Annotated in this window: 27 protein-coding genes; 10 read left to right on the forward strand and 17 right to left on the reverse strand. The window is 68.0% G+C overall.

Going from position 1 to position 25,171, the window contains the following annotated elements:
- Positions 1-7 precede the first annotated feature (7 nt).
- Genes EYR15_RS02260 through pabB form a run of 3 tightly spaced genes read right to left on the reverse strand, consistent with a single transcriptional unit; the run spans position 8 to position 2,834 of the window.
- Positions 8-832: an aminotransferase class IV gene (locus EYR15_RS02260; protein ID WP_131001244.1), complete on the reverse strand. Its 825-nt coding sequence runs from the start codon at positions 830-832 to the stop codon at positions 8-10.
- Positions 820-1,413 carry an anthranilate synthase component II gene (locus EYR15_RS02265; RefSeq protein ID WP_131001245.1) on the reverse strand — a complete coding sequence of 198 codons (594 nt, stop codon included), beginning with the start codon at positions 1,411-1,413 and terminating at the stop codon, positions 820-822. The genes EYR15_RS02260 and EYR15_RS02265 overlap by 13 nt, the downstream gene beginning before the upstream one ends.
- Positions 1,410-2,834, reverse strand: a complete 1,425-nt coding sequence (pabB, locus tag EYR15_RS02270) for an aminodeoxychorismate synthase component I (protein WP_131001246.1) — start codon at positions 2,832-2,834, stop codon at positions 1,410-1,412. Before pabB ends, EYR15_RS02265 begins: the two co-directional genes overlap by 4 nt.
- 226 nt (positions 2,835-3,060) lie before the next feature.
- On the opposite strand from pabB, the gene EYR15_RS02275 reads away from it, so the two are divergent.
- The gene (locus tag EYR15_RS02275; RefSeq protein WP_245498103.1) at positions 3,061-3,618 is read left to right on the forward strand and encodes a gluconokinase; all 558 of its coding nucleotides are present in this window, start codon (positions 3,061-3,063) and stop codon (positions 3,616-3,618) included.
- Positions 3,619-3,655: 37 nt separating this feature from the next.
- Positions 3,656-5,041, forward strand: a complete 1,386-nt coding sequence (locus EYR15_RS02280; protein WP_131001247.1) for a GntP family permease — start codon at positions 3,656-3,658, stop codon at positions 5,039-5,041.
- A 42-nt stretch (positions 5,042-5,083) separates the two neighbouring features.
- On the opposite strand, the gene EYR15_RS02285 is transcribed toward EYR15_RS02280, so the two are convergent.
- The 5 genes from EYR15_RS02285 to ileS form a co-directional block, all read right to left on the reverse strand.
- Positions 5,084-6,376: a M16 family metallopeptidase gene (locus EYR15_RS02285; protein ID WP_131001248.1), complete on the reverse strand. Its 1,293-nt coding sequence runs from the start codon at positions 6,374-6,376 to the stop codon at positions 5,084-5,086.
- Positions 6,377-6,556: 180 nt separating this feature from the next.
- A complete protein-coding gene (locus tag EYR15_RS02290; protein ID WP_131001249.1) occupies positions 6,557-7,897 on the reverse strand; it encodes a M16 family metallopeptidase in 1,341 nt (446 codons plus the stop codon).
- Positions 7,898-8,000: 103 nt separating this feature from the next.
- On the reverse strand, positions 8,001-8,630 hold the full coding sequence (locus EYR15_RS02295; protein ID WP_131001250.1) for a hypothetical protein: 630 nt from the start codon (positions 8,628-8,630) through the stop codon (positions 8,001-8,003).
- A 44-nt stretch (positions 8,631-8,674) separates the two neighbouring features.
- Positions 8,675-9,163 carry a signal peptidase II gene (lspA, locus tag EYR15_RS02300; protein WP_131001251.1) on the reverse strand — a complete coding sequence of 163 codons (489 nt, stop codon included), beginning with the start codon at positions 9,161-9,163 and terminating at the stop codon, positions 8,675-8,677.
- 130 nt (positions 9,164-9,293) lie between these two features.
- On the reverse strand, positions 9,294-12,209 hold the full coding sequence (gene ileS, locus EYR15_RS02305; RefSeq protein ID WP_131001252.1) for an isoleucine--tRNA ligase: 2,916 nt from the start codon (positions 12,207-12,209) through the stop codon (positions 9,294-9,296).
- A 198-nt stretch (positions 12,210-12,407) separates the two neighbouring features.
- On the opposite strand from ileS, the gene EYR15_RS02310 reads away from it, so the two are divergent.
- On the forward strand, positions 12,408-12,674 hold the full coding sequence (locus tag EYR15_RS02310; protein ID WP_131001253.1) for a YARHG domain-containing protein: 267 nt from the start codon (positions 12,408-12,410) through the stop codon (positions 12,672-12,674).
- A 7-nt stretch (positions 12,675-12,681) separates the two neighbouring features.
- Here EYR15_RS02310 and EYR15_RS02315 read toward each other — a convergent pair whose 3' ends face one another.
- Both EYR15_RS02315 and EYR15_RS02320 read right to left on the reverse strand, forming a co-directional pair.
- Entirely contained in the window at positions 12,682-13,635 is a 954-nt protein-coding gene (locus EYR15_RS02315) for a bifunctional riboflavin kinase/FAD synthetase (protein WP_165455401.1), read from the reverse strand.
- A gap of 211 nt (positions 13,636-13,846) precedes the next feature.
- Positions 13,847-14,329, reverse strand: coding sequence for a MaoC family dehydratase (locus EYR15_RS02320; protein ID WP_131001597.1), 483 nt, complete (start codon positions 14,327-14,329; stop codon positions 13,847-13,849).
- A 225-nt stretch (positions 14,330-14,554) separates the two neighbouring features.
- Between EYR15_RS02320 and EYR15_RS02325 the strand changes: the two genes are divergently transcribed.
- From EYR15_RS02325 to EYR15_RS02335, 3 genes are all read left to right on the forward strand, one after another.
- Entirely contained in the window at positions 14,555-14,938 is a 384-nt protein-coding gene (locus tag EYR15_RS02325; protein WP_131001254.1) for a response regulator, read from the forward strand.
- Positions 14,935-15,579 (forward strand): protein phosphatase CheZ, encoded by a 645-nt coding sequence (locus EYR15_RS02330; protein WP_131001255.1) that lies wholly within the window; start codon positions 14,935-14,937, stop codon positions 15,577-15,579. Before EYR15_RS02325 ends, EYR15_RS02330 begins: the two co-directional genes overlap by 4 nt.
- 135 nt (positions 15,580-15,714) lie before the next feature.
- The gene (locus EYR15_RS02335; RefSeq protein WP_131001256.1) at positions 15,715-15,927 is read left to right on the forward strand and encodes a DUF2093 domain-containing protein; all 213 of its coding nucleotides are present in this window, start codon (positions 15,715-15,717) and stop codon (positions 15,925-15,927) included.
- 3 nt (positions 15,928-15,930) lie between these two features.
- Here EYR15_RS02335 and EYR15_RS02340 read toward each other — a convergent pair whose 3' ends face one another.
- The 4 genes from EYR15_RS02340 to EYR15_RS02355 all read right to left on the reverse strand — a co-directional run bounded on the left by EYR15_RS02340 (position 15,931) and on the right by EYR15_RS02355 (position 20,044).
- The gene (locus EYR15_RS02340) at positions 15,931-17,301 is read right to left on the reverse strand and encodes a glutamate--cysteine ligase (RefSeq protein WP_131001257.1); all 1,371 of its coding nucleotides are present in this window, start codon (positions 17,299-17,301) and stop codon (positions 15,931-15,933) included.
- Positions 17,302-17,515: 214 nt separating this feature from the next.
- Complete coding sequence (locus EYR15_RS02345; RefSeq protein WP_245498104.1) at positions 17,516-18,202, reverse strand: L,D-transpeptidase; 687 nt, start codon at positions 18,200-18,202, stop codon at positions 17,516-17,518.
- A 138-nt stretch (positions 18,203-18,340) separates the two neighbouring features.
- Positions 18,341-19,081 carry a L,D-transpeptidase gene (locus EYR15_RS02350; RefSeq protein WP_131001258.1) on the reverse strand — a complete coding sequence of 247 codons (741 nt, stop codon included), beginning with the start codon at positions 19,079-19,081 and terminating at the stop codon, positions 18,341-18,343.
- Positions 19,082-19,312: 231 nt separating this feature from the next.
- Positions 19,313-20,044: a 16S rRNA (uracil(1498)-N(3))-methyltransferase gene (locus EYR15_RS02355; RefSeq protein WP_131001259.1), complete on the reverse strand. Its 732-nt coding sequence runs from the start codon at positions 20,042-20,044 to the stop codon at positions 19,313-19,315.
- 104 nt (positions 20,045-20,148) lie between these two features.
- Between EYR15_RS02355 and ubiA the strand changes: the two genes are divergently transcribed.
- Positions 20,149-21,087, forward strand: a complete 939-nt coding sequence (gene ubiA, locus EYR15_RS02360) for a 4-hydroxybenzoate octaprenyltransferase (protein WP_131001260.1) — start codon at positions 20,149-20,151, stop codon at positions 21,085-21,087.
- Positions 21,088-21,097: 10 nt separating this feature from the next.
- Positions 21,098-21,232, forward strand: a complete 135-nt coding sequence (locus EYR15_RS17265) for a hypothetical protein (RefSeq protein ID WP_280986912.1) — start codon at positions 21,098-21,100, stop codon at positions 21,230-21,232.
- A gap of 17 nt (positions 21,233-21,249) precedes the next feature.
- Here EYR15_RS17265 and EYR15_RS02365 read toward each other — a convergent pair whose 3' ends face one another.
- The gene (locus tag EYR15_RS02365; protein ID WP_131001261.1) at positions 21,250-21,834 is read right to left on the reverse strand and encodes a DUF6101 family protein; all 585 of its coding nucleotides are present in this window, start codon (positions 21,832-21,834) and stop codon (positions 21,250-21,252) included.
- Positions 21,835-22,086: 252 nt separating this feature from the next.
- Between EYR15_RS02365 and EYR15_RS02370 the strand changes: the two genes are divergently transcribed.
- Complete coding sequence (locus tag EYR15_RS02370) at positions 22,087-22,911, forward strand: 3'(2'),5'-bisphosphate nucleotidase CysQ (protein WP_131001262.1); 825 nt, start codon at positions 22,087-22,089, stop codon at positions 22,909-22,911.
- Positions 22,908-23,153 (forward strand): DUF4170 domain-containing protein, encoded by a 246-nt coding sequence (locus EYR15_RS02375; protein ID WP_131001263.1) that lies wholly within the window; start codon positions 22,908-22,910, stop codon positions 23,151-23,153. The genes EYR15_RS02370 and EYR15_RS02375 overlap by 4 nt, the downstream gene beginning before the upstream one ends.
- A 6-nt stretch (positions 23,154-23,159) precedes the next feature.
- Here EYR15_RS02375 and dmeF read toward each other — a convergent pair whose 3' ends face one another.
- Complete coding sequence (dmeF, locus tag EYR15_RS02380; protein ID WP_131001264.1) at positions 23,160-24,185, reverse strand: CDF family Co(II)/Ni(II) efflux transporter DmeF; 1,026 nt, start codon at positions 24,183-24,185, stop codon at positions 23,160-23,162.
- Between the two features lie 64 nt (positions 24,186-24,249).
- Positions 24,250-25,137 (reverse strand): LysR substrate-binding domain-containing protein, encoded by an 888-nt coding sequence (locus EYR15_RS02385; protein ID WP_131001265.1) that lies wholly within the window; start codon positions 25,135-25,137, stop codon positions 24,250-24,252.
- Positions 25,138-25,171: the final 34 nt, after the last annotated feature.

The raw sequence follows: 25,171 nt of genomic DNA on the forward strand, positions 1-25,171 counted from the left end.
CGGAACGTTATCCCAGCCGAGATGCTCCGCAGGCCTTCGCGACTGCGGCCGCGATCACCTGAACCCGCGCGTCGTTCCCCATCGACCGACCATCCATTGACGTCACCGGCATCACCAGCCGCACGCTGTTCGTCGCGAAGACGACGTCCGCCATTGCAAGCTCGCCAGGCGCGACGAGTCTTTCTTCGGGCTCAAGTCCGAGCTCCGTCGCGAGCTCCAGCACGAGTCCGCGGACGATCCCCGGTAATACGCCTTCGCTTAACGGCGGGGTCACGAGCAATTTATCGTTAACCATAAAAAGGTTGGCCATCGACGTGCACGCGGCGCTTCCGCCCGCGCTCAGCATCAGCGCGTCGTCCGCTCCCGCCCGCTTGGCCTCGTCGAACGCCAGCACATTGTCGAGGTAGCACAGCGTCTTGGCGCGGGACGTGAAGGAGGTGGGGTTGCGCCGGACGGAGACGGTCGCGAGCCTGATCGGCGCGCCGACCACGCCCTGCGGATAAGGCGACGACGACGCGATCACCGTCGTAGCGCCGTTCTCGGGAATCGCCAGCCCGCGCGCCCCGGCGCCCCGCGTCGCGGTCAGCCGGATCACTCGATCGCCGCCCTGCCCCGCCAGCGCTTTGACCTCCGCCTCCAGCATCACGCGATCGAGCGGCAGCCGAATCTCCTCGGCGGCCGCCATCATCCGATCAAGATGGTTTGCGAGCAGCGCCGGTTCGCCGCCGAAGACCGCGATCGTCTCGAACAGCCCGTCGCCCAGCGTCAGCCCGCGGTCGGCGAGGTCGAACGGCGCAAGGCCCGGACTGTCGGCGCCGTTCACACGGAGCATGCGACCCGCGCGTCGGCTTTGGCGAGGAAGTTCTCCAGCAGCCGGTGGCCGCCTTCCGTAAGGATCGATTCCGGGTGGAACTGCACGCCGTAGGTCGGGTGCGCGGCGTGCGCTAGCGCCATGACCTCGCCCTCCTCCGAACGCCCGGTGACGCGCAACGGGCCGGCGTAATCGGGGCCGAGCTCGACGATCAGCGAGTGGTAGCGCGCGACGGCGACGGGATCGGGCAGTCCCTCGAACAGCCCGGTGCCGTCGTGGACGACCCGCGAGGCGCGGCCATGCAGCGGACGGCGCGCGCGCGTCACGCTGCCGCCGAAGGCCTGGCCGATCGCCTGATGGCCGAGACAGACGCCGAGGATCGGGACCTTGCCCGAGAGCGCGCGGATAAGGTCGAGCGAGATCCCCGCCTCGTTCGGGCTGCATGGACCGGGCGAGACCACGATCGCGTCGGGCTCGAGCGCCGCGACGCCCTCCACGGTGATGGCGTCGTTGCGCACGACATGCGGCTCCCGCCCGAGCTCCTCGAAATAGCGGGCGAGGTTGAAGACGAAGCTGTCGTAATTGTCGAGCAGCAGGATCACCGGACGCCTCCCGCCGCGCGCGGGGCGATCCCGTCTTCAGCGAGCGATCCGCCGAAGGCCTCGAACACGGCGCGCGCCTTGGTCAGCGTCTCGTCATATTCCGCCGCGGGGTCGGAAAGCGCGGTGATGCCGCCGCCGGCCTGGAACACGGCCTTGCCGTTGGCGATGGTCGCGGTGCGGATCGCGATGTTGAAATCGGCGTCGCCCGAAAAACCCATCCAGCCGATCGAGCCGCAATAGACGCCGCGGGCGTGGCGCTCGAGTTCGGTGATGATCTCCATGGCCCGTACCTTGGGCGCGCCGGTGATCGAGCCGCCGGGGAAGCTCGCGCGCAGCAGATCGGTGACGCCAAGACCTTCCCGCAGCCGGCCGGTGACGACCGAGACGAGGTGGTGGACCGACGCGTAGGTCTCGAGCCCGCACAGCGTCGGGACCTCGACGCTGCCGGGGCGGCAGACGCGCGAAAGATCGTTCCGCAGCAGATCGACGATCATGACGTTCTCGGCGCGATCCTTTTCCGAATCGATCAGCGCGCGGGAGGCGGAGCCGTCGGCGATCGGGTCCGTCCAGCGCTTCGCCGTGCCCTTGATCGGCCGCGCCTCGACCCGGTCGCCCTCGACGCGCAGGAAGCGCTCGGGCGAGGACGAGGCGATCACGAAGTCGTTGAAGGCGAGGTAGGCCGCGAACGGCGCGGCGTTGCGGCGGCGCAGGCGGCGGTAGAAGGCCCAAGCGTCGAAGTCCGGTCCGACCTCGGCGATAAAGCGCTGCGCGACGTTCGCCTGGAAGATGTCGCCGGCAAGCACGTATTCCACCGTCTTCGCGATCGCCTCGACGTAAGCCGCGCGATCGAAATTCGACGCAAACACCGGCGCGCTCGGGGCGGCTTCGGGTCGCGGCTCCGTTGCGCGCGACAGCTGGGCGAGCGCCGCTTCCGCCCGCGCCTTCGCCCGCGCCTCGCGCTCGGGCCCTGCCGGCGCCGGCGCGCCGGTCGAGATCAGCCACGCTCTGTCTTTGTGGTGGTCGCAGGCGACGACCCAGTCATAGAGCGGCAGCACGGCCTGGGGCGTGCCGAGATCGTCGATCTCCGTCTCCGGCAGCCGCTCGATCAGCCGCCCGTATTCGTAACCGATGAAGCCTGCGGCGCCGCCCTGGAACGGCGGCAGGTCCGGGATGGCGGGCGCGCGGCCGGCCTCCAGCGCGAGCCCGATCGCCGTCAGGGGATCGCCCTCGACGGGCTTTCCGGCGAACGTCGCCCGTCCCCCGCGCACCTCTAGCACGGCGTAGGGGTCAGCCGCGAGGTAGGAGTATCGCCCGAGCCCGGCATGCGGCATCGCGCTGTCGAGGAAGACGACATAGGGCGCCTCGAGCAGCCGTTCGGCGAGCGCCGGCATGTCCGTCGTCGGGAGTTCGTGAACCTGCATCGGCAAAAGCCAGTCCCGCGCGGGAGCGTCCGCGCTCCAATCTGTCGTTGCCGTCCAAGATAGTGATAGCGGAGCGCCGCGTCATGCGCCGCTGCGCCGCGGGCTCTTTCAACGCGGCCGGCCTGTGCTATGCCGCTTGCGGCCTTCTTTCTTGAAGATGCCGCGCCAAACGCAAAGCGACCGACGGAACCGTTTCATACGGCAGACCGCATGAGGGAGCGTTAGAGTGCCCGAAAGCACGGGGAATGGGATCTGCATCGTCGTCATGGGCCCGTCGGGCGTCGGGAAAACGACGATCGCTAAAATGCTTGCGACGCGCCTCGGCTGGGATTTCGCCGAGGCCGACGAATTCCACCCACAAGCGAACATCGACAAGATGTCCAAGGGCATTCCGCTCGAAGACGACGATCGCTGGCCGTGGCTGCGGCTTCTCCGCGACTGGATCAGCGGCGAGCAGGGCAAGGGCCGCGACGCCGTGGTGACCTGCTCGGCGCTCAAGCGCAGCTATCGCGACGTGCTGCGCGAGGCCGGAAGCTCCGTCCGCTTCCTGGAGTTGACGGCCGACCCGGCGCTTATCGAGGACCGGCTGTCGCGCCGCACCGGCCACTACATGCCGCCCTCGCTGCTCACCTCCCAGTTCCAGACCCTGGAGCCGCTCGGAGGCGACGAGAACGGGACGCGCGTCTCCGTGGAACTGACGCCGGACGAGATCGTCGAGGCCGCGCTTCGTGCGCTCGGCCTCGCGGACCGAGCCGCCGAAGCGCCGGCGGCAGCGCAGAACTGAACTCGTTCGCTTATCCCTTCTCGAAGGCGCCACCCGCATGAACGCCGCGAACTCGGCCCCCGCTCTCTCCACCGCACCGCTGCTGATCATCGCGGCGATCGCGATCGCCGCGCTCCTCGTCCTCATCATGCGCTTCAAGGTCCACGCCTTCGTCGCGCTGATCCTCGTCAGCCTCCTGACGGCCTTCGCCGCCGGCATCGCGCCGGAGAAGGTGGTGCCGACGCTGCTCGAAGGCTTCGGAACCACACTCGGCAGCGTGGCGCTGCTTGTCGGCCTCGGTGCCATGCTGGGACGGCTGGTCGAAATGTCCGGCGGCGCACAATCGCTCGCTGACGATCTGATCCGGCTGTTCGGCGAGAAACGCGCCCCGCTCGCGCTCGGCGTCGCCTCGTTGATCTTCGGCTTCCCGATCTTCTTCGACGCCGGCCTCGTCGTGATGCTGCCGATCATCTTCTCGGTCGCCAAGCGCCTCGGCGGCGGCCTGCTGCGCTACGGCATCCCCGCGGCGGGCGCGTTCTCGGTCATGCACGTCTTCGTCGCGCCGCATCCCGGGCCTGTCGCCGCGACCGAACTGCTCAAGGGCGACATCGGCCTCGTCACTTTGCTCGGCCTCCTGATCGCGATCCCGACCTGGTACGTCACGAGCTATCTGTTCGGCCTGTGGATCGGCCGGCGCATCGCGGTGAAGGTCCCGGAAATCCTGACCGGCGGCAAACAGGTCGAGCGCGTCGAGAACCCGCCGAAGTCCTCGACCGTGATCTGGCTCCTGCTGCTGCCGCTCGTCATCATCTTCGTGAATACGGGGCTCGACTTCCTCGGCGCCGCCGGCGTCGTCGACCGCAAGGCGCAATGGTTCCTGATCGCCCGCGGGCTCGGGCAGACGCCGGTCGCGCTGCTCGTCGCCGTGCTCGTCGGCTCTTACGTGCTGGGAGTACGGCGCGGGCGGCCCGGCGTGGAGATCGAGAGCCTGCTGAACTCCTCGCTCGGGCCGATCTGCGCGATCGTGCTCATCACCGGCGCCGGCGGCATGTTCGGCGGCGTCCTGCGGGCGAGCGGGATCGGGAACGCCCTCTCTCACACCCTCGACAATATGGGCCTGCACATCTTCATCGCGGGCTACCTGATCGCCGCGGCATTACGCATCGCGCAGGGCTCGGCGACTGTGGCGCTGATCACGGCGGCGAGCCTCGTCCAGCCGGCGGTCGAAGCCGCGGGCTACGTCGGGGTGGATCGCGCCGCGATCATCCTCGCGCTGGCTTCGGGCTCGGTGATCGCGAGCCACGTCAACGATTCCGGGTTCTGGCTGGTCGGCCGCTTCTACGAGATGGACCTGAAGACCACGCTCAAGACCTGGACGGTGCTCGAGACGCTGATCAGCGTCATGGGCTTCGCCCTGTCGGGCCTGATCTTCGTGCTGTTCTGAGAGCCTTACCCCTCCCCGTCCCAGGGGAGAGATAAGAAGCCTTCAAGCCGCGGGGCGAACCTCGGCGTTCTTTAGACCTTCGGGCTTGCCGACCGCGATCACCAGCAATTCGCCGGCGCCAAACAGCGTCTTCGCGGCGGCCTTGACCTGTTCGGGCGTCACCGCCTCCACAAGCGCGTTCCGGCGATCGATGTAGTCGATCCCCAAATCGTCGAGCTGGAGCTGCACCAGCTGGTTGGCGATCTTGGTCGAGGTGTCGAAGCGGAGCGCATAGGAGCCGACGAGATACTTCTTCGCGCTGACGAGCTCCTTTTCCGTCGGCCCGTCTTCGGCGATGCGGGCGATTTCGGACTGGATGAGGTCGATCGCCAGCCCTGCCCGATCGTTGCGTGTCGCAACGCCGCCGAGCACCAGACCGGCGTGGTCGTAAGGCGATAAATAGCTGTAGACGGAATAGGCTAGGCCGCGCTTCTCGCGCACTTCGGTAAACAGCCGCGACGAGAACGAGCCGCCGCCGAGCACGTGGTTGACGACATAGGCCGCGATGAAGTCATCGTCCTTGCGGAGCGGCCCGGCGCGCCCGAAGACCACCGCGCTCTGCGGCACATCGAGGGTAAGCGCGACAGTGCGACCGACGCCCGCGGGGGACACGGTCGGGATCGGCTGGAGCTCGGCCTTCTCCGGCATTCCTGCGAGCAACTGGTCGACGAGAGTAGCCAGACGATCGGCCGAGATGGCGCCGACGGCGCCGATCACGAGATTGTCGCGCGCGAACAGCCGCCGATGGGCGCCGACCAAGTCGTCACGCGTCACACGGCCAAGGCTCTCCACCGTGCCGCGGGTCGGACGACCGTAAGGATGGTTCGGAAAGGCTTCGGCGAAGAAGGCGCGGCCTGCGAGGTCATCCGGATCCATCGCGTCGCGCCGAAGCTGGGCGGAGATCTGCCCTTTCATACGCTCTACCGCATCATCGTCGAACCGCGGGCGCGTCAGCGCCGCGCCGAGCATACGAAACGCCTCGTCCAGATTCTCGGGCAGCGTCCTCAGGCTGGCGGTCACGCCGTCGCGGCTGGAGCCGAAGGACAGCTCGATCGCGGTCTCCTCCAGCCGCTCCTGGAAGGCGTCGGCGCGCATCTCGCCCGCGCCTTCGTCGAGCAACGTCGCCATCAGCGCGACGAGACCGCCTTTGTCCGCCGGGTCCTGCGCCGCCCCGCCGGGGATCGCGATCTCGACGGCGATGACGGGGACGGTGTTCTCCTCGACAAGCCACGCTTCGGCCCCGAGCACGGTCCGGACGCGCTGGATGTCGGTCGTACAGGAGGCGGTGGTGGTCATGGGAAGGAACGAGCTTTCGAAACTGAGAAACTGGCCGGCGCGAAAGAGCCCAACCGCCGTTATGCCCGGATCCGATCCGGGGCACCCATCTCTTCGGCCCGTCGCTCTTGAGCCAGAGCGACAGATTGCCGGGTCTAGCCGGCAATGACGACTATTCTGGTCGACCCCGAAGCGCCAACATCAAGCCGCCGCCGGCAGCAGTTCGCCCGTCACCGAGCGCCGCCGATCCAGCACCTCGCGGGCCGCGTCACGCACCGCCTCGGCGGTCACGGCGCGGATCCGCGAGGGCCATTCCTGGACCTCGTCGATCGTGCCGCCGGTCGCAAGCGACGCGCCGTAGATGCGCGCGAGCGTAGCCTGGCTGTCCTGCGCATAGATGGTGTCGGCGACCAGCCGCGTCTTGGCGCGATCGAGTTCGCCCGCGGCCGGACCGTCGGCTGCGATCTCTGCGATCACCTCGTCGATCGCGGCTTCGAGTTCGCTTAAGGGAACGCCGGCGCGCGGCGTCGCGTAGATCGCAAACCGGCCGTCGTCGAGCGCGTCGCCGTGGTACCAGGAGCCTGCATTCGCAGCGATGCCCTTGTCCACGACCAGCGATTTGTAGACCCGCGCGGTCACGCCGCCGCCGAGGATCTGCGCCAGCAGATCGAGCGCATAGGCGCGGTCGCCCTTCGCCGTCTCATAAGAGGGCGCCAGCCAGTTCCGCTGAATCGCCGGCTGGTTCACGCGGGGATCGGCGAGCTCGACGCGGCGGGCCGCGCGCGGCTCCGGCTCGCGCGGACGGGCGCGCGGACCGGGATCAGCGCGGCGGGCGATCCGGCCATAGGTCTCTTCCGCCGCCTCGCGCACGTCCTCGGGGGACACGTCGCCGGCGACCACGAGGATGGCGTTGTTGGGGGTGTAGAAGCGGTCGTAGAAGGCGATCGCGTCGTGGCGGTCGAGCTTCTCGATCTCGTGCTCCCAGCCGATGATCGGCGTGCCGTAAGGATGGTTCACGAACAGCGAGGCCGCGACCGCTTCACCAAGCTGCGCGCTCGGATCGCCGTCGACGCGCGAGCGGCGCTCCTCGAGGATCACGTCGCGCTCGGGATCGACGACGTCGTCGGTAAGCTGCAACCCCTCCATCCGGTCGGCCTCGAAGGCCATCACGGTCTGGAGGTGCTCGCGCGCGACACGCTGGAAATAGGCGGTGTAGTCGTAGGAGGTGAAGGCGTTCTCCTGGCCGCCGAGCTCGGCGACGGCGTGAGAGAAGGCCCCGGCGGGATTCTTCGCCGTGCCCTTGAACATCAGGTGTTCGAGGAAGTGAGCGATGCCCGAGACGCCGCGCGCCTCGTCCGCCGAGCCGACCTTGTACCAGATCATGTGGGTGACGACCGGCGTGCGCCTGTCGGGGATGACGACGACCTGCAGCCCGTTGTTCAGCGTGAAGGTCGAAACCTCCGGGCCTGCGCTGCGGCCGGCCTCCGCGGCCTGTGACGGCTTGAGGCCGGTCGACGCGCCGGCGGGCGCTGCTGTCGCCATGATCTTGAGAAGTCCTCGTCATCCTGGCGCCCGAAGGTCGGGCGCGCCAAACGTCACGTCAGATAGGGGTCGCCACGCGTGCGCGGAAGAGCGGTTGCGCCGATCAGTTGCCGAACATGCGGCTGTACCAGGGCTTCTGCTCCGTCCGCACCTGCGCTTGCACGCCGTTGCCGGCGAGATAGCCCGGAGGCGGGTCGCTGAGCCGTGAGCGTGAGCCCACCGGACCGGCTTCGGCGGCGGCCACAGCGCCCTTGTTGAGACGCTGGCTCTTCAGCTCGCCCGGCGACATCCGCGAGATATCGTTGTCCCTCACCGTACCGTCCGCTTCGGTCACCGCGCCCGCGTTGCCGCCGGACCTGCGACCGGCCGACATCTCCGCCGGCGTCAGCCGCGAATTCCTGTCCATGCGGTAGTTGTACGTCTCCGTCGGCAGTTCTTCGGCCTTCGCCTTCTTCTGCTCGCGCATCATGACGTCGTAGTCCTTCGGCCACGCGTCGGAACGCGCGCCGTTCTGAGCCGGCGGCGGAAGCTGCGCGGTCGTCGACGGGGGCACGAGGGCGGCCCGCTCACGATAGTCGATCTCGGGCTTTTCCTTGTCGCCCATGCCGAGGCTGTCGAAGAACTCGGTGATGGGGTTCGAGCCCATATCGTCGGCGGCGAGGGCGGGCGTCGAAACGGCTGCGGCGCTAAACGCGATCGCGGCCGATGCGAGGCAAGTGGTCATCTGGCGCATGGCGGACTGCTCCTTGTCGCGGACTGAGAGCGTCGCGGGCTGTATCACGGCGCCTCGCGTTCGGGCCTCTGGCCGCGGAGCGCACCATACAGAAGCAGCAGAACGCCCGCAACGATGGCGGCGTCTGCGAGATTGAACACGTACCAGGTCACCGGCCCCCAGTGCAGGAGCGCGTAGTCGACGACCGCGCCGAACACGATCCGGTCAAGGCCGTTGCCGACCGCCCCGCCGAGGATCAGCGCGAGCCCGATCGATGACGGACGGTCGTGCTCGCGAAAGATCCACCAGGCGATGAAGGCCGAGGCGACGATGTGGAGCGCGACCAGCGCCCAGCGGCCGAACTCGCTCTCCTGCTGCAGCAGGCCGTAGCTGACGCCGGTGTTCCAGATCAGCACGAGATCGAACACCGGCAGCACCGGCACCCGGCCCTTGTCGCCAAGGGCAAAGGGATAAAGCATCCACAGCTTGATCGCCTGATCGAGGATGAAGACCAGGGTCGCCAGCAGGAACGCGCGTCGGGCGACGGGGATCATCGAGCAGCCGTCATCCCGGCCGCAGCGGCGAAGCCGCGGAGAGCCGGGATCGCACGCAGCAAAAAGCGCTCGATCCTGATGACGATCCCGGCTCTCGGCTCATGCCTCGGCCGGGATGACGATGTCTCCCTCACGCGGCCTTCTCCCGCGCGGCTTCCCACTCGCGCATGGCCTGCGCGTCGCGCGGCGTCAGGTCGGGCCATTCGGCATCACTTCCGACCTCGGGCGAGACCTTCCACGAGCGCGCGCACTTGCGGCCTTTGGCGAGCGCCGGGACCACCGCGACGCCGGGGATCTCCGCCATGCGGAACGCCTCTTCAGGCCCCTCCCCGCCTTCGACCGAAATCGCGCTGGTGATCGCGATCTCCGCAAGGTCGACGTCGTCGAGCATATGGAGCAGCTCGCGATCCTCGATGTAAACGACCGGCGCGGCTTCCAGGGACGAGCCGATGCGCTTGGCCGCGCGTTCGATCTCGAGCGCGCCCGTGACTACACGGCGGACGCGGCGGATCTTCTCCCATTTCTGGGCCAGCGGTTCGTCGCGCCAGTCCTGGTGCGCCAGCGCGAAAGGCTCGAGATGGACCGAGCCATCCTCGGACGGGAAGCGTGACAGCCAGGTCTCCTCCGCGGTGAACGGCAGCAGCGGCGCGAGCCGCGTCACCAGCGTGCGGAACAGGCAGTCGACGACCGTGAGACACGCCCGGCGCGTCAGCGACGACGCGGGATCGCAATAGAGCGCGTCCTTGCGGACGTCGAAGTAGAACGCCGACAGATCGTTGGTGAGGAAGGTGAACAGGCTCGCGAAGCCGCGCTTGAAGTCGAACGCCTCGTAGGCCGCCTCGATCTCGAGATCGACCTCGGCCAGCCGGTGCAGCATGAAGCGCTCGAGCTCCGGCATGTCTTCGATCGCGACCGCGCCGTCGAAATGCGCGAGCGCGCCGAGCATCCAGCGCAGCGTGTTGCGCAGCTTGCGGTAGGCGTCCGTCGTGGTCTTGAGGATTTCCTGCCCGATGCGCAGGTCGTCCTCGTAGTCCGACATCACGACCCAGAGCCGCAGGATGTCGGCGCCGGACTGCTTGATGATGTCCTGCGGCGCGACGACGTTGCCGATAGACTTCGACATCTTGCGGCCCTGCTCGTCGAGCACGAAGCCGTGAGTCAACAGCGCGTCGTAGGGCGCGCGGCCGCGCGTTCCGCAGCTTTCCAGCAGCGACGAGTGGAACCAGCCACGGTGCTGGTCTGAGCCTTCGAGGTAGAGGACGAAATCCTCGCCGCCGTCGACGACGCGCTTTGGAGAAAGGTCGGGCCTGCGGTCGAGCACGTAAGAGTGCGTCGACCCGCTGTCGAACCAGACGTCGAGGATGTCCGGCACCTTCTCGTATTCGCTGGTCGCATAGTCATTTCCAAGGAAACGACTGCCGTCATTGGCGAACCAGGCGTCGGCGCCCTCCGCCTCGAACGCCTCCGCGATCCGAGCGTCGACGCGGTCGTCCCGCAGGATCTCGCCGCTCTCCTTGTGCACGAATACGCAGATCGGCACGCCCCAGGCGCGCTGGCGCGAGACCACCCAATCCGGCCGGCTCTCGATCATGCCCCTGAGGCGGTTCTTGCCCTGCGGCGGATGGAACTCGGTCGCCTCGATCGCCGCCAGCGCGCGCGAGCGCAGCGTGTCGGCCGGGCCCGCGATGTCCTGGTCCATGTGGATGAACCACTGCGGCGTGTTGCGGAAGATCACCGGCTTCTTCGAGCGCCAGGAATGCGGATATTGATGCCGCAGCCGCCCGCGCGCGACGAGACGCCCGGCCGCGACCAGCGCCTCGATCACAGCCTGATTGGCGTCGCCCTTGTCGCCCTTGTCGGTGATCACCGAGCGCCCGGTGAAGCCGGGCGCGTCCTTGGTGAGGAAGCCTTCCGCGTCGACGGTGTAGGGGATTTTCGGCGAGATGCCGGCAGCTTCCAGCGCCGCCCTGCTGTTGATCCAGAGATCGAAGTCCTCGCGACCGTGTCCCGGCGCGGTGTGCACGAAGCCCGTGCCGGCGTCGTCGGTGACGTGGTCGCCAGCGAGGAGAGGGACGACGAACTCGTAGCCAAGTTCATGCAGAGGATGAGCCGCGACCAGTCCTTGCAGATCGGACGCGGAGACGCTTTTAAGTTTCTGGTAACCAAGAACTTTGGCAGCTTTGAACACGCCTTCCGCCAAGGCGTCTGCGAGCATGAAGCGCTGGCCGACCTTGGCCCAATTGTCGTCGGCTGCTTCGGTCACTTCGTAGACGCCGTAGGCGATCTTCGGCGAGTAAGCGATCGCGCGATTGCCCGGCAGCGTCCAAGGCGTGGTCGTCCAGATGACGACGGAAGCGCCCTCTAGCGCGTCGAGCGGGAACGCCACAAACACCGTGTCGCTCTGGAACTCGTGATATTCGATCTCGGCTTCCGCGAGCGCCGTCTTCTCGACCACCGACCACATGATCGGCTTCGAGCCGCGATAGAGCTGCCCGGTCTTCGCGAAGGTCATGATCTCGCGGGCGATCTGCGCCTCGGCCGAGAACTTCATCGTCGTGTAAGGGTCCGCCCAATCGCCGGTGACGCCGAGGCGCTGGAATTCTTCCGACTGCACGCCGATCCAGTTCGCGGCGTAGTCCCGGCATTCCTTGCGGAACTCGATGACGTCGACCTCGTCCTTGTTCAGGCCCTTGGCGCGATAACCCTCCTCGACTTTCCACTCGATCGGCAGGCCGTGGCAGTCCCAGCCCGGCACGTAGTTCGCGTCAAAGCCCGCCATCTGCCGGGTGCGGACGACGACGTCCTTCAGCACCTTGTTCAGCGCGTGGCCGATGTGGAGATGACCATTGGCGTAAGGCGGCCCGTCATGCAGCACGTATTTCCGGCGGCCGGCGGAAGAGGAGCGCAGGCGCTCGTAGAGGCCGATCCTCGCCCAGCGCTCAAGGAACTCCGGCTCGCGCTGGGGAAGACCTGCGCGCATCGGAAACTCCGTCTTCGGCAGGAAGAGGGTTCCGGAATAGTCGCGCGTGGTTGCGTCTGAAGGCATAGGTCCGCCGCGTTCGGTCTCGTTCGTCAGGCGGAGCGGTTTAGCAGGGTGGCGCCTTCTGACAAGTGAATGGGCGCAGGCGCCCGCCGTCCGCGCCTTGACGATCCTGCGAATGGTCAGCTTCGTGCGACTTGCGTCCGCTATCGCGCGAGGCGGTTCTCCGGCAGCCTGTCAGCGCCCGAAACCGGAACCGCCACGATGGCCCGTCTGTTCTTCGCTCTTCTCGCCCTGCCGCTGTTTGCGGCCCCGGCTTACGCCGAGTTCCCGTGCGACGAACTCTGGGGCGAGCGGAACGCGATCTACGACGACGCCGGTTATTGCTTCAAGACGGCCCGCGGCAGGGAAGCGTTCGACAATTCCGACTGTCAGTACGACAGTCTGGAGGACGTGCCGCTCTCCGCCCGCGACCGCCAAAAGATCGCGGAGATCCAGCGCGAGGAGCGCCGGAACGACTGTCTGCGCTGAAAGGGCTTCAGACGAGCGCGCTCGGCGCGAGCGAGTCTTCCGGAAGCTTGAGCGCCGCGCGCGCGGCCTCGACGTCCCGGGCCATCTGCGCGATCAGCGCGTCGACGCGGTCGAACTTCGCTTCCGGGCGTAGGAACGCGACGATCTCGAAGCGCAGCCGCCTGCCGTAGAGATCGCCTGCAAAGTCGAGCAGATAAGGCTCGAACAGCGGCGCGCCGTCTTCCATGAATTGCGGGCGGCGGCCGAAATTCGCGACGCCATCGACGATCTCGTCGTCGACCAGCGCGCGGACGGCGTAGATGCCGTGCGCGAGGCGCGTCTCGGGCGCCAGCGCCACGTTCGCTGTCGGAAAGCCGAGTTCGCGACCGCGCTTGTCGCCATGGATCACGTCGCCGGAGACGATCCAGCGGCGCCCGAGCAGGCGGTTGGCGCCCGCGACATCGCCTTCCGCCAGCCGGTCGCGGATCGCGCTGGACGAGACCGGCGTCGCCCCCCCATAGGGCGGCGTGATCTCGACCCACATGCCGTGACGCGGGCCGGCCTCGGCAAGGAAGGCCGGCGAGCCGCGCCGGTTGCGGCCGAAATGAAAATCCCAGCCGACGACCGCGGTGTGGGCCGCGAGCCGCCGGGCCAGCACATCGGCCACGAAATCCTCGGCCTCGATCGCGGCGAGACCGGCGTCGAAGGTCAGAACGACGGTCGCATCCACGCCTGCGCGCGCGAGCATGCGGGCTTTCTCGTCCCGGTCCGTCAGGCGGAACAGCGGCCTGTCCGGCTGGAAGAAGGTGCGTGGGTGCGGCTCGAAGGTGAGCGCGACTACCGGGCGGCCGGCGGCGTGAGCGGGCTCGGCGGCCTGCTTCAGCACTGCGGCGTGGCCGCGATGCACGCCGTCGAAATTGCCGACGACGACATGGCCGTCACGGAGATCGGCGGGAAGCTCTGCGGGATCGATGAGAAGCAATGTCTGCCGCCGGGATCGGTACGCGGCGCCGAGATGGCCCGCGAGCAGTGCGGGCGTCAAGGCTCAGGCCACGGCTGCTCCCTGCGTGCTTAGAGACGCCGCCTTGCGGGCGGCTCCTCAGCATGAGGAACGCGTGCGTTTCTCTAACGGTCCTCATGCGGAGAAGAGCCGCAGGCCCGTCTCGAAGCACGCAGCACGACGCCGCTCTCCTTTACGCCAGTTCGGCGTCGATCTCGTCGCGGCTCGGCACCATCACCTGCGCCTCGCCGTCGAGCACCACCTTGTCGCCCACCGAGCAGGTGCAGAAGAAGGTCGCGCGCTGGCGGCCGGGATCGAGCGAGGTGATCTCGACCTGAGCCACAACCACGTCGCCGAGCCGGACCGGCGCTCGGAATTTGATGGTCTGCGACAGATACACGGCGCCCGGCCCCGGAAGCCGCGTGCCGAGCACGGCCGAGATCAGGCTCGCGGTGTAGAGCCCGTGTGCGATGCGGCCGCCGAAGCGCGTGTTCGCGGCGTAGGCCTCGGAAAGATGGATCGGGTTGGTGTCGCCCGTCAGCAGCGCAAAGTTCCTCACGCCCTCTTCCGAGACCTCGTGGCGGATCTCGGCGGACTGCCCGACTTCGAGATCCTCGAAGGCGGTCTGGGGCGCGGTCGCCTTGTCGTCGTCCAGCGGCTGGAGCGCGGCGGTCATCGGCATGCGGTCTTTTCGGGCCGTTTCAGGACGCCGGCACTCTGGGGGCGTCCTTGTTGCAGCGCAACGCGCCTTTTGTCGGACGAAAACCGCCTCTGCTCGGCAACGGAATCGCAACCATGTGGCGGTAAGGTCTCGATCAAAGGGCCGTCAAACCCCTTGCAACCAGCGAGCGCGCGCCTTCACGGCGGCCTCGCGCCATGACCGACTTTGGAGCCTTGGACGATGGCCCTGAACACCGCGATGCCCGTCCTGATCGTGGACGACTACAGCACGATGCTGCGTATCATCCGCAACCTGCTGAAGCAGATCGGCTTCGAGGATGTGGACGAGGCCAGCGACGGCTCGCAGGCGCTCGGCAAGATGCGCGAGAAGAGCTACGGCCTCGTCATTTCCGACTGGAACATGGAGCCGATGACCGGCATCGAGCTGCTGCGCGAAGTGCGCGGCGACGAGGCGCTGCAGCGCACGCCCTTCATCATGGTGACGGCAGAATCCAAGACCGAGAACGTCATCCTCGCCAAGAAGGCGGGCGTGAACAACTACATCGTCAAGCCGTTCAACGCGGCGACCCTGAAGACGAAAATCGAATCGGTGTTCGGGGCATGAAGAAAACCGCAAGCTCCGAAGAGGCGATGCGGCAGCCCTTCGATCGCGTCCGCGCCTATGTGGACGGCAAGGGCGAGCACACGTCGTTCACCGACGTGGTGGCTCTCGCCGAGATCACGGCCGACTCGATGCAGGCTTTCTTCGAGTCGATCGATCGGTCGATCTACAGCGAGCTGCGCGAGATCGCGGACTACATCACCAACATGCGCAACGAGATCACCCAGCTTCGGGCGGGCGAACTCAAGACCGACCGCATCCCGAAGGCGGGCGAGCATCTCGGCGCGATCGTGATGGCCACCGAGGAGGCCACCAACTCGATCATGGAGGCCGCCGAGGCGATGCTCGCCGCGGAAGGCGAGGACGAGGCCACCTACAAGGCGCTCGTCAACGACAAGGTCATGTCGATCTTCGAGGCCTGCTCGTTCCAGGACATCACCGGCCAGCGCATCGCCCGCGTCGTCGAGACGCTCGAGAACATCGAGAACCGGATCGGCCGCTTCGCCGCCGCCGTGCAGACCAAGGGCGAAGCCGCAGCGGAAGAAAGCGAACGCGAGCGGCGCGCTCGTGAGCTGCTGCTCAACGGCCCACAGGCCAAGGGCGTCGCGATCGACCAGAACGACGTGGACGCGCTGTTCTCGTAACGCGCCTGCACGCCCCCAGCGGTCGACGCCCCGCGCCGATCGTGACTTGGTTCAGATCGTGTCTTGCTTCAGATCGTGTCTTGGCCTCGTGCCGATCCGTCGCCTATATGGGCGAGGATCGGAGCGACCAGACCCATGAACCGTTACGAGCGCCCGCCCTCGGCCGAAGAGGCGGAACTTCGCTATCTCGACGCCGACTTCCGCGTCATCCGGCCCGGCGGCTACGTCCGCTGCGCGGTCACCGGCGACCGCATCCCCCTCGACGAGCTCCGCTACTGGAGCGTGGAGCGCCAAGAGCCCTATTCCGGGCCTGAAGCCGCGCTCGCGCGGGCGACGGGTAAGGCCTGAAGCCTAGTACGCCAGCTCCTCGAACGCCGGCTCGACCGATCGACCCCACGGTCCGTTAAACTTCTCCAGCAGAGTCTCGGCGAGGCTCTTCCCCTCCTCCGCGACCCGCACGATCGGGGCGAGGTGGATGCGCTCGTCATCCCCAAAACTGTTCTTCCGGTCGCGCGCTTCGAGACCAGCCGACGACAGCGCCAGCGCGTCGCGCGCCACATCGAGCGCGGTGCGATTGCCAATGCGGGCGGCGAGTCCCTCGCGCGGGACCGCGTCGCGCAAGCGCTGGCGCTCCTCGGCCGACCAGCCCTTCACGAGGTCCCAGGCCGCGTCCAGGCTCGCTTGGTTGTAATAGAGCCCGACCCAGAAAGACGGCAGCGCGCAGATGCGGCTGGTCGGACCCGAATCCGCGCCGCGCATTTCGAGGAAGCGCTTGAGCCGGACTTCGGGGAAGATCGTCGACAGGTGGTTCGCCCAGTCGGAAACCGTCGCGCGCTCGCCCGGCAGCGCCTCCAGCTTACCGGCGAGCAGGTCGCGGAACGAGGCGCCCGCGACGTCGTGGTATCGGTCGCCGCGCTTCACGAAATACATCGGCACGTCGAGCGCGTAGTCGACGTAACGCTCGAAGCTCATGCCCGCCTCGAAGGCGAAGGGCAGCATGCCGGCGCGGTTGTTGTCGGTGTCGCGCCAGATCTCCGAACGCATCGACAGGAAGCCGTTGGGGCGCCCTTCGGTGAAGGGGGAGTTTGCGAAAAGCGCCGTCGCGATCGGCTGCAGGGCGAGGCCGACGCGGAGCTTCTTGACCATGTCCGCCTCGCTCGAGAAGTCGAGGTTCACCTGCACAGTCGAGGTCCGGTACATCATGTCCAGCCCGCGCGAGCCGACCTTCGGCATGTAGCGGGTCATGATGTCGTAGCGGCCCTTGGGCATCACCGGCGTCTCCGCCAGCGTCCATTTCGGGCTCGAGCCCAGCCCGAGGAAGCCGAGGCCGAGCGGCTGGGCGATCTCGCGGACTTGGGCGAGATGAGCGTGCAGTTCCGAACAGGTCTGGTGGATCGTCTCGAGCGGCGCTCCGGAGAGCTCGAACTGACCTCCCGGCTCGAGGCTGATCGCCCCGCCTCCCGTGACGTCGTAGAGGCCGATGATCGTCTCGCCCTCCATGATCGGCTCCCAGCCGAGCAGGCCGCGCATGCCCTCCAGCAGCGCGCGGATGCCGTGCGGGCCGTCATAGGCGACGGGCGAGTAATCCTTCAGGCGGAACGGGAATTTCTCGTGCTCGGTGCCGATGCGGAATTCGGATTCTGGGCGGCAGCCCTCGGCGATCCAGCCTACGAGTTCGTCCTTGGAGGAGATGGGCTGGGCGTCGGTCTGGTCGCGGGCCATGAAGGCTCCTGAGGGGCGCGAAGGCTGCGGACAGGTATGCGGTTGGCGGGGAGGCGTAAAGTGGGGGCGTGTTGCCCTATGCCGCCATCATCCCGGACGGCCGAAGGCCGAGCCGGGATGACGCGCCGGACGCGGCGCTTTTTCCTGAAGACGATCCCGGCTCTCGCTCCGCTGGCTGAGATGACCAGCCTCGATCGGAGCGACGCTCCATTCCTTACGACAGGATCAGCACCTGCGCCCCGACATCCGCGCGCTCGTAGAGGTCGGCGACGTCATGGTTGAACATGCGGATGCAGCCCGACGACATCGCTTTGCCGATCGAGCGCGGCTCGGTTGTGCCGTGGATCCGATAAGAGGAGTCGCGGCCGTTCTGGTAGAGGTACATCGCGCGCGCGCCGAGCGGGTTCTGGAGGCCCCCCGGCATGCCGCCGGCCCACGGGCCGTTCAGCTTGGGGTCGCGCTGGAGCATCTCGGGCGTCGGCGTCCAGGTCGGCCACTTGGCCTTGCGGGCGATCGTCGCCTTGCCCTGCCACTCGAAGCCTTCCTTGCCGACGCCGATGCCGTAGCGCACCGCCTGCCCGCCGCGCTGCACGAAGTAGAGATGCTTCTTGTAGGTGTCGACGACGATCGTGCCCGGCCGCTCACCAGTCGGATCTTCGACCTTGCGGCGCAGCACGGTGGATTCCAGCGAGCGCCAGGGCAGCGCAGGCAACGGGTGCTCCTCCTCCGGCTTGGCGCTGTAGATGCGGTCGTAGTCGAAACCGCTTCCGCCGTCGAACAGATCGCCCATGTCGAGGCTCGGCAGGCCGCCGGCGCAGCCGGCGAGCGCGAGCGGCATGGCGCCCAGGAGGAGTCGACGGCTTACGCCCGCGAGAGCGGCTTTGGCTTTGGCGTCCGACATCAGGGAAATCCGTTCTCTGGGTTCAGAAGGAGTCTCGGCCGAATCCGCGCATTGAGCACAGATCCGGCCGACGACTGGCGGGCGTCCGAAGACGCCCGACGATGGACCCGCTCTCCCCCGAGGCGGGTCCGGAACGGTTCAGGAGCGCACGACCACCTTGGTGCCGAGCGGCACGCGGGAATAGAGGTCGATCACGTCCTGGTTCATCATGCGGATGCAACCCGAGGATACGGCCTTGCCGATGGAATAGGGCTCGATCGTGCCGTGGATGCGGAACAGCGTGTCCTTGTTGCCCTGCCAGAGCGCCATGGAGCGCGCGCCGAGCGGGTTGTTCGGGCCGCCGGGCATACCGTCGGCATAGGGCCGGGCGTGCGGATCGCGCGCCACCATCTCTGCAGGCGGGTGCCAATCGGGCCATTCCAGCTTGCGGCGGACATAGGCCGTGCCGCTCCAGGCGAAGCCTTCCCGCCCGACGCCGACGCCGTAGCGGATCGCGGTGCCGTCGCTCTGGACGAGGTAGAGGTGACGCTCGTGCGGATCGATCACGATCGTGCCGGCGGCCTCGCCGGTCGTGTTCGGAACCGTCTGCTTCAGGAACTGCGGGTCGACCTTCTGGAGGTTGATCGAGCGGACCGGATAGGGCTCATCGGCGCTGACCTTGTCGCTGTAGCGGACCTGGTCTGACGAATCGGCCGTGAAGGTCGGACCTGACGGCACCGGCGCGGGCGCGAACGCCATCGGCGTTGCGGGCGAGGCCGTCGGGGCCGGCTGGTTGGCGGCGCAGGCCGCGAGAAGCACGGGAAGAGCGACGATCGCCACGCCGCGCGCAAATTTCTTGGCGGCTTCGCGCGCGCCGGCGGAGAACAGGCCTGTCGACATCGTTGGCGTTCGCAACCCGAATTAGAACGCCGTCGCGTGTCGACGGCTCCAGCACCGCTATACGCCGCCCGACGGCGGCTTGTGACGCCAATTCGCAAACCTCGGCAGGGATGCCGCCCTACTGCGATATTTCGGCAACGCAACCTACGAGGGACGCGGGAGCGGTATCCAGCTGCTCCGCGGAGAAGCTTGGGCGCCTATGGTTAACAAGTGGTGCATAAGGTCGCGACGTCACCAGTCGCCAGCGATCGATTGCGCCACCGCGAGCGCCGCGACCGCGGCCGTGTCGGCCCGCAGGATCCGCGGCCCGAGCGACAGCCGAACGACCGACGGAACCCGCAGCAGCATCGCGCGCTCAGCATCGTCGAAGCCGCCTTCGGGACCAATCAGGACGCCGAGCGGCCGCCCCTTGAGGCTGGAGAGCGCGGCTGCCGGATCGCCCCCCTCCTCGTCGCAGAAGATCAGGGCTAAGTCCGCCGGCCAGGAGTCGATCGTTCTGGAGAGCTGTTCCGGATCGTCGATCTCCGGGATCGAGAGGATGCCGCACTGTTCGGCCGCCTCGACGACGTTGGCGCGCATGCGATCGACATTGACGCGGCTCGCCTGCGTCCGGCGGGTGATGACCGGCGACAGCCGCCCGGCCCCCATCTCGACCGCCTTCTGCACCATGTAGTCGAGCCGCGCATGCTTCAGCGGCGCGAACAGGTAGCGCAGCGTCGGCTGCGGCGTCTGCTCCCGTGTTTTCTCCTCGACGGTGAGAACGACGCGCTTCTTGGCGACCTCGCTCAGCCGCGCGCCCCATTCGCCGTCCTGCCCGTTGAACAGGAGGAGCCCGTCGCCCTCCTTCATCCGCATGACGTTGCGGACATAGTTGGCGGGCTGGTCGGCGAGCGCGATCTCTGCGCCCTCGCTGAGAGCGTCCTCAACGAACAGGCGCGTGGAGGCGAAGTCGTAGGCGGCCATGCGGGCTCCGGGCGGATTTGTCGTCGCGTCATAGAACGTCCCGGGCGTTCTCCCCAAACGCCGAGCCCTTGACCCAAGCGCCGCGATGCCGTCGCTTCTCGACCATGCCGGACGCCGCAGCCCACTCCCCCGTCGCCGACGCGACCCCGACGAACTGGGTCGACGCAACTGCGCCCGCCTCCTGGCGGCCGTTCCTGCGGCTTGCGCGGGCGGACCGGCCGATCGGGGCGTGGCTGCTGTTCTGGCCATGCGCATGGTCGGTGGCGCTGGCAGCCGTCGCATCCGACGCGCGCTATCCGGATCCGATCCTGCTGATCCTGCTCGCGATCGGCGCGGTCGCGATGCGCGGCGCGGGCTGCACCTATAACGACCTCGTCGACCGCGACATCGACGCCAAGGTGGCGCGCACCCGTTCGCGTCCCCTGCCCTCGGGCCAGGTCACGGCAAAGGGAGCGGCGATCTTCCTGGCGGTCCAGCTTCTGGTCGGCCTCACCGTGCTCGTCTCGCTGCCGGGCTTCGCGATCCTGGTCGGTATCTTCTCGATTGCCCCGGTCGCGCTCTATCCCTTCATGAAGCGCATCACCTGGTGGCCGCAGGCGATGCTCGGGATCTGCTTCGGCTGGGGCGCGCTGATGGGATGGGCGGCGATCTTCGGCCGGCTCGATTCAGCGCCGCTCGCATTGTTCGCCGCGGCGTTTCTCTGGATCATCGGCTACGACACGATCTACGCGCATCAGGACAAGGAGGACGACGCCCTCGTCGGCGTCGGCTCCACGGCGCTGCTGTTCGGCGAACGGACGCGGCCGATCCTTGCCGGCTTTTATCTCGGCGCTGTCGCCCTGCTCGGCGTTGCGACTGCGCTCGCCGGCGGCGGAGCGCTCTCCTGGATCGGCGTCGTCGCTTTCGCCGCGCATTGCGGCGCCCAAGTGAAAAAGCTCGATATCGCCGACGCCGCTTTATGTCTCAAACTGTTCAAGTCGAATCGCGACGCGGGCGCGCTGGTCTTCATCGGCTTCGCCGCCGACGCGCTGCTCAGGCTGTGAGGGGAGCGCCATGACCGAACCCGCCATCAAGGATCCGCTGCCGCCCGAGCACAAACGCTTCGTGCTCGCCCAGGCCAGCCTCAGGCTCTGGATCGCGCTCGCGATCGTGGTCGCGCTCGGCGTGTGGTTCTTCACGCGGCTCTGAGCGTCGCCTGCGTCCGCTCAATCCCGCGCGATGATCTCGCGCTCGCCACGATGAACGGGCGTCGCGGCCGACAGCTTGCCTGTGCGGCGCTTGGCCTGAAAGCGGGTTCGGCGGCCCTTCAGCAGGGCGTAACGGCGGCGCGCCCGCGGGCGACCGACGCCGATCGCGCCGAGCGTCTCGGTCGGCGTCCGGCGGAGGCCGTCGAGCTCCTCGATCAGCAGCGGCAGGTTGAGCGAGCGGCCCCAGGAGCGCCATTCCGCGAGGCCGTCGCCATCCATCGGCTCGGTAGCGAGCGGCACGTCGAGCGCGCGGTCGCGATGGGCGAGCACGACCTCGACGCGGTCGGTCTCCGAAGTCTCGCCCGGCGCGAGACGGATCGCGACGCCCGAGAACTGCACGAGAGGAACCGCAATCCGCATCGTCATGCTCCGCACCATCCTGTCCACCAGCACGCGCCCGCTCTCCAGCGTCACGCGCCGCTCTCCTCCGTCCGCCGCGGCGTCGGGCGCCGCGAAGCGCACGGGAAGCGCGAAGGGATCGAGCCGGTCGGCCGATCCCGTTCCGGCGCGCGTAAGAGCGCCGGCTCCGGTCTGTCGTCCCACTGTCCAGTCTCCCTGAAGGCCCTGTTGTTGTTCGGGCTCTTCCGTTCTGTTGCTGGACTATGCCTGAGGACGCGACAGTATCGGCTTAAGGGAACTGGTGAACGATTGGTGATGCTGCGCTCGTCTCGCGCCATGCTGAAGAAGAGCTTAGCCGAGAGGGTGACAATTGTCTGAACGCTGGGGCGCCTCATCCGCGGGCTTGCGCGCATTTGCGCCTTTCCCCGCGCGGCCTCGCCGTATTAGAGAAGGCGCGTGGCGACACCTTCAGCGACCATCGACCTCGAGCGCCTGTCCGACCCACTCGCCGAAATCGTGCGGGAGGCCGGCGCGATCGCGCTCGGCTACTTCAAGAGCGGGGCCGAGCGCTGGACCAAGGCCGACGACAGCCCGGTCACGGAAGCCGACATCGCCGTCGACCGCTTTCTGGCCGCGCGCCTGCCGGAGCTCGCGCCGGGCGCAGGCTGGCTGTCGGAGGAGACCGCGGACACCACCGAGCGGCTCGACAAGCGGCTGACCTGGGTGGTCGATCCGATCGACGGCACCCGCGCCTTCATCGAGGGCGCGCCGGAATGGGTCGTCTCGGTCGCCCTCGTCGAGGACGGCCAGCCGGTCGTCGGCATGGTGTTCGACCCCTGCAATGACATCGCCTTCATCGCCACACGGGGCGGAGGCGCGTTCCGCAACGGCGTGCGCATGGCGACGCCGAACCCGGCCGAGCTGAGCGGCGCCAAGGTCGGCGGCCCTCAGGCGCTGCTCGGCCCGCTGAAGAGCTACGGCGTCCAGAAGGGCCGCTGGCATTACGCGCTCGCGAACCGGCTGGTGAAGGTCGCCGCCGGCGACCTCGACGCGGCGCTGGCGCGGCCGAACGCCCATGACTGGGACATCGCCGCCGCCCATCTGATCCTCGAGGAGGCCGGCGCGAAGCTGACCGGCTTCGACGGCGCCGCACCGACCTATAACCGACCGACGACGCGTCATGGCGGACTGATCGCGGCCCCGCCTGCGCGCGCCCAAGCCCTTAAAGACGCGCTCCACGCAGAGCGCGACGCCCTCGACGCGCTGGAGCCCTACCGATGAGCGAAGTCGCCCCCAAGCAGCTTCTTCACCTCGTCTTCGGCGGAGAGTTGGAGGACGTCTCGGGCGTCTCGTTCAGCGACGTCGAGAAGCTCGACATCGTCGGCATCTTCCCGGACTACGCTTCCGCCCGCGCCGCCTGGAAGGCGAAGGCGCAGGCGACCGTCGACGACGCGCATATGCGCTACTTCGTCGTCCACCTGCACCGCCTGCTCGATCCGGACCCGACGCTACAGGGCGCCTGAGCGGACTCAAGCCGCAGCGCAGTCCTCGCCGGGGCAGCGGTTCACCTCCACCGTCACATGCGCCAGCGCGTCGAGGCCCATGAGCTTCGCCTTGTAGGTCTCCGGCGGCTGCGGGTGGTGCGTCACGAGCGCGACGATCGCGGCGACCTTGCCCGGGCCGACCCGCCACAGATGCAGGTCGCAGATCCGGACGTCCCCGACCTCCAGCCGCGCGCGAATGGTTTTCTCGAGCGCGGGATCGGCTGGCGCGTCGGTCAGCGTGGCGGCCGTGTCGCGCAGCAGCGTCAGCGACCACGAGGCGATCAGCCCGGCGCCGAGCACGCCGACCGCGGGATCGACCCACCGCCATCCGAACGCCCAGCCCGCGCCGAGCGCGGCGATCGCCAGCACCGAGGTCACCGCGTCGGCCAGCACGTGGAGATAGGCCCCGCGAAGGTTCTGGTCCTTGGCCCCGGCCGCATGGCCGTGACCCCGGTCATGAGCGTGTGAATGGCCATGCGCATGAGCATGGTCGTGCCCCGTATGGGAATGCCCCCCATGCGAGCCGCCATGGTCGTGGCCGGCGTGGCCGCCGAGCAGGATGGCGCAGACGATGTTCACGATCAGGCCGAGCACGGCGATGATCGCCGCCTCGCCATAGGCGACCGCCTGCGGATCGAGGATGCGGGCGATCGATTCGAAGCCGATCGCAAGCGCCACCAGGCCGAGAACAATCGCGTTCGCGAAGCCCGCGAGGTCGCCGACCTTGCCTGCGCCCATCGCCAGCCGCGGGTCTTCGGAGCGGCGGGCGGCGATCCTGTAGGCGAACGCCGCGACGCCGATCGCGCCGGCATGCGTCGCCATATGAACCCCGTCGGCAAGCAGCGCCATCGAGCCGGTGAGCCAGCCCGCGACGATCTCCACCACCATGGTCGCGGCAGTGATCCCGGTGACGATCGTGGCGCGCCGCGCATTCTCGACATGGTCGTCGCCGAGAAAGCGGTGGTCGTGTTCAAAATGCGCGAGGTGCTCGCGGGCGCCTGAGGCGTGCATCGGCTTGTGGCTCCTTCGATCCCGACCGGAGATCGCGTCGGCGGCTCCCAGCGTCAAGCGCGGCTCACTCCGCGGCGGCGCCGTCGAGGCGGATCGTCATGTTATCGAGGCTCGCGACGATATGGTCCGCGAGCGCGAGCGCGGTCTCCGTCACCGCGCCCGGATTGCGCAGCAGCGCGATCTTGCAGCTCGGCAGCGGCGGAAAGCCTTCGGCGGAGCCCAGCACCCGCATCCCCGGCCGGAGCGCGGATTCCGGCAGCACCGTCATCGCGAGGCCAGCGAGCACGGCGGCGCCGACCGCCGCGAAGTTGCGGCTCGAATAAAGCACCCGGTGCGGCCGGCCGATCTCCTCCAGCTTCGCAATCGCGCTCTCGCGCCAAACGCAGGCGGCGTGGCTGAGCGCGAGCGGGATGACCGACTCCTCATGGACCACGGAGCGCTGCGACGTCACCCAGAGCAGCGGCTCCTGCCGGATGACCTCGCCGACCGGCCTGCGTGAGGCGTGGGTGATGATCGCGAGATCGAGTTCGTCGCGGGCGACGAGTTCGGTCAGGCTGTCCGACGGCTCGCACGCCACCGTGACCTCGACCCGCGGGTTGGAGCTTGAGAACCGGGCGAGAATTTCAGGCAGATAGCGCTCGGCGTAGTCGTCCGGCAGGCCGAGCCGGACGCGGCCGGTCAGCGCGTCGTCGGCGAAGGCGGAGACCGCCTCGCGCGAGATGTGGACGATGCGCCGCGCGTAATCGAGCAGCCGCTCGCCGTCCTCCGTCAGCTTCACGCCGCGCCCGTCGCGGGCGAAGACCTGGCGGCCGACCCGCTCCTCCAGCCGCTTCATCTGCATCGAGACCGCGGATTGCGTCTTGAAGACGATCTCGGCCGCGCGCGTGAAGGAGCCGGTGTCGACGACGGCGATCAGCGTGCGGAGTTGGTCGACATCGAGAAGAGCCGGCACGGCGCGACCTCGTGAGACATCAAGCGAGATGATG

The organism is Hansschlegelia quercus (assembly GCF_004310425.1).
Taxonomy (GTDB): domain Bacteria; phylum Pseudomonadota; class Alphaproteobacteria; order Rhizobiales; family Methylopilaceae; genus Methylopila; species Methylopila quercus.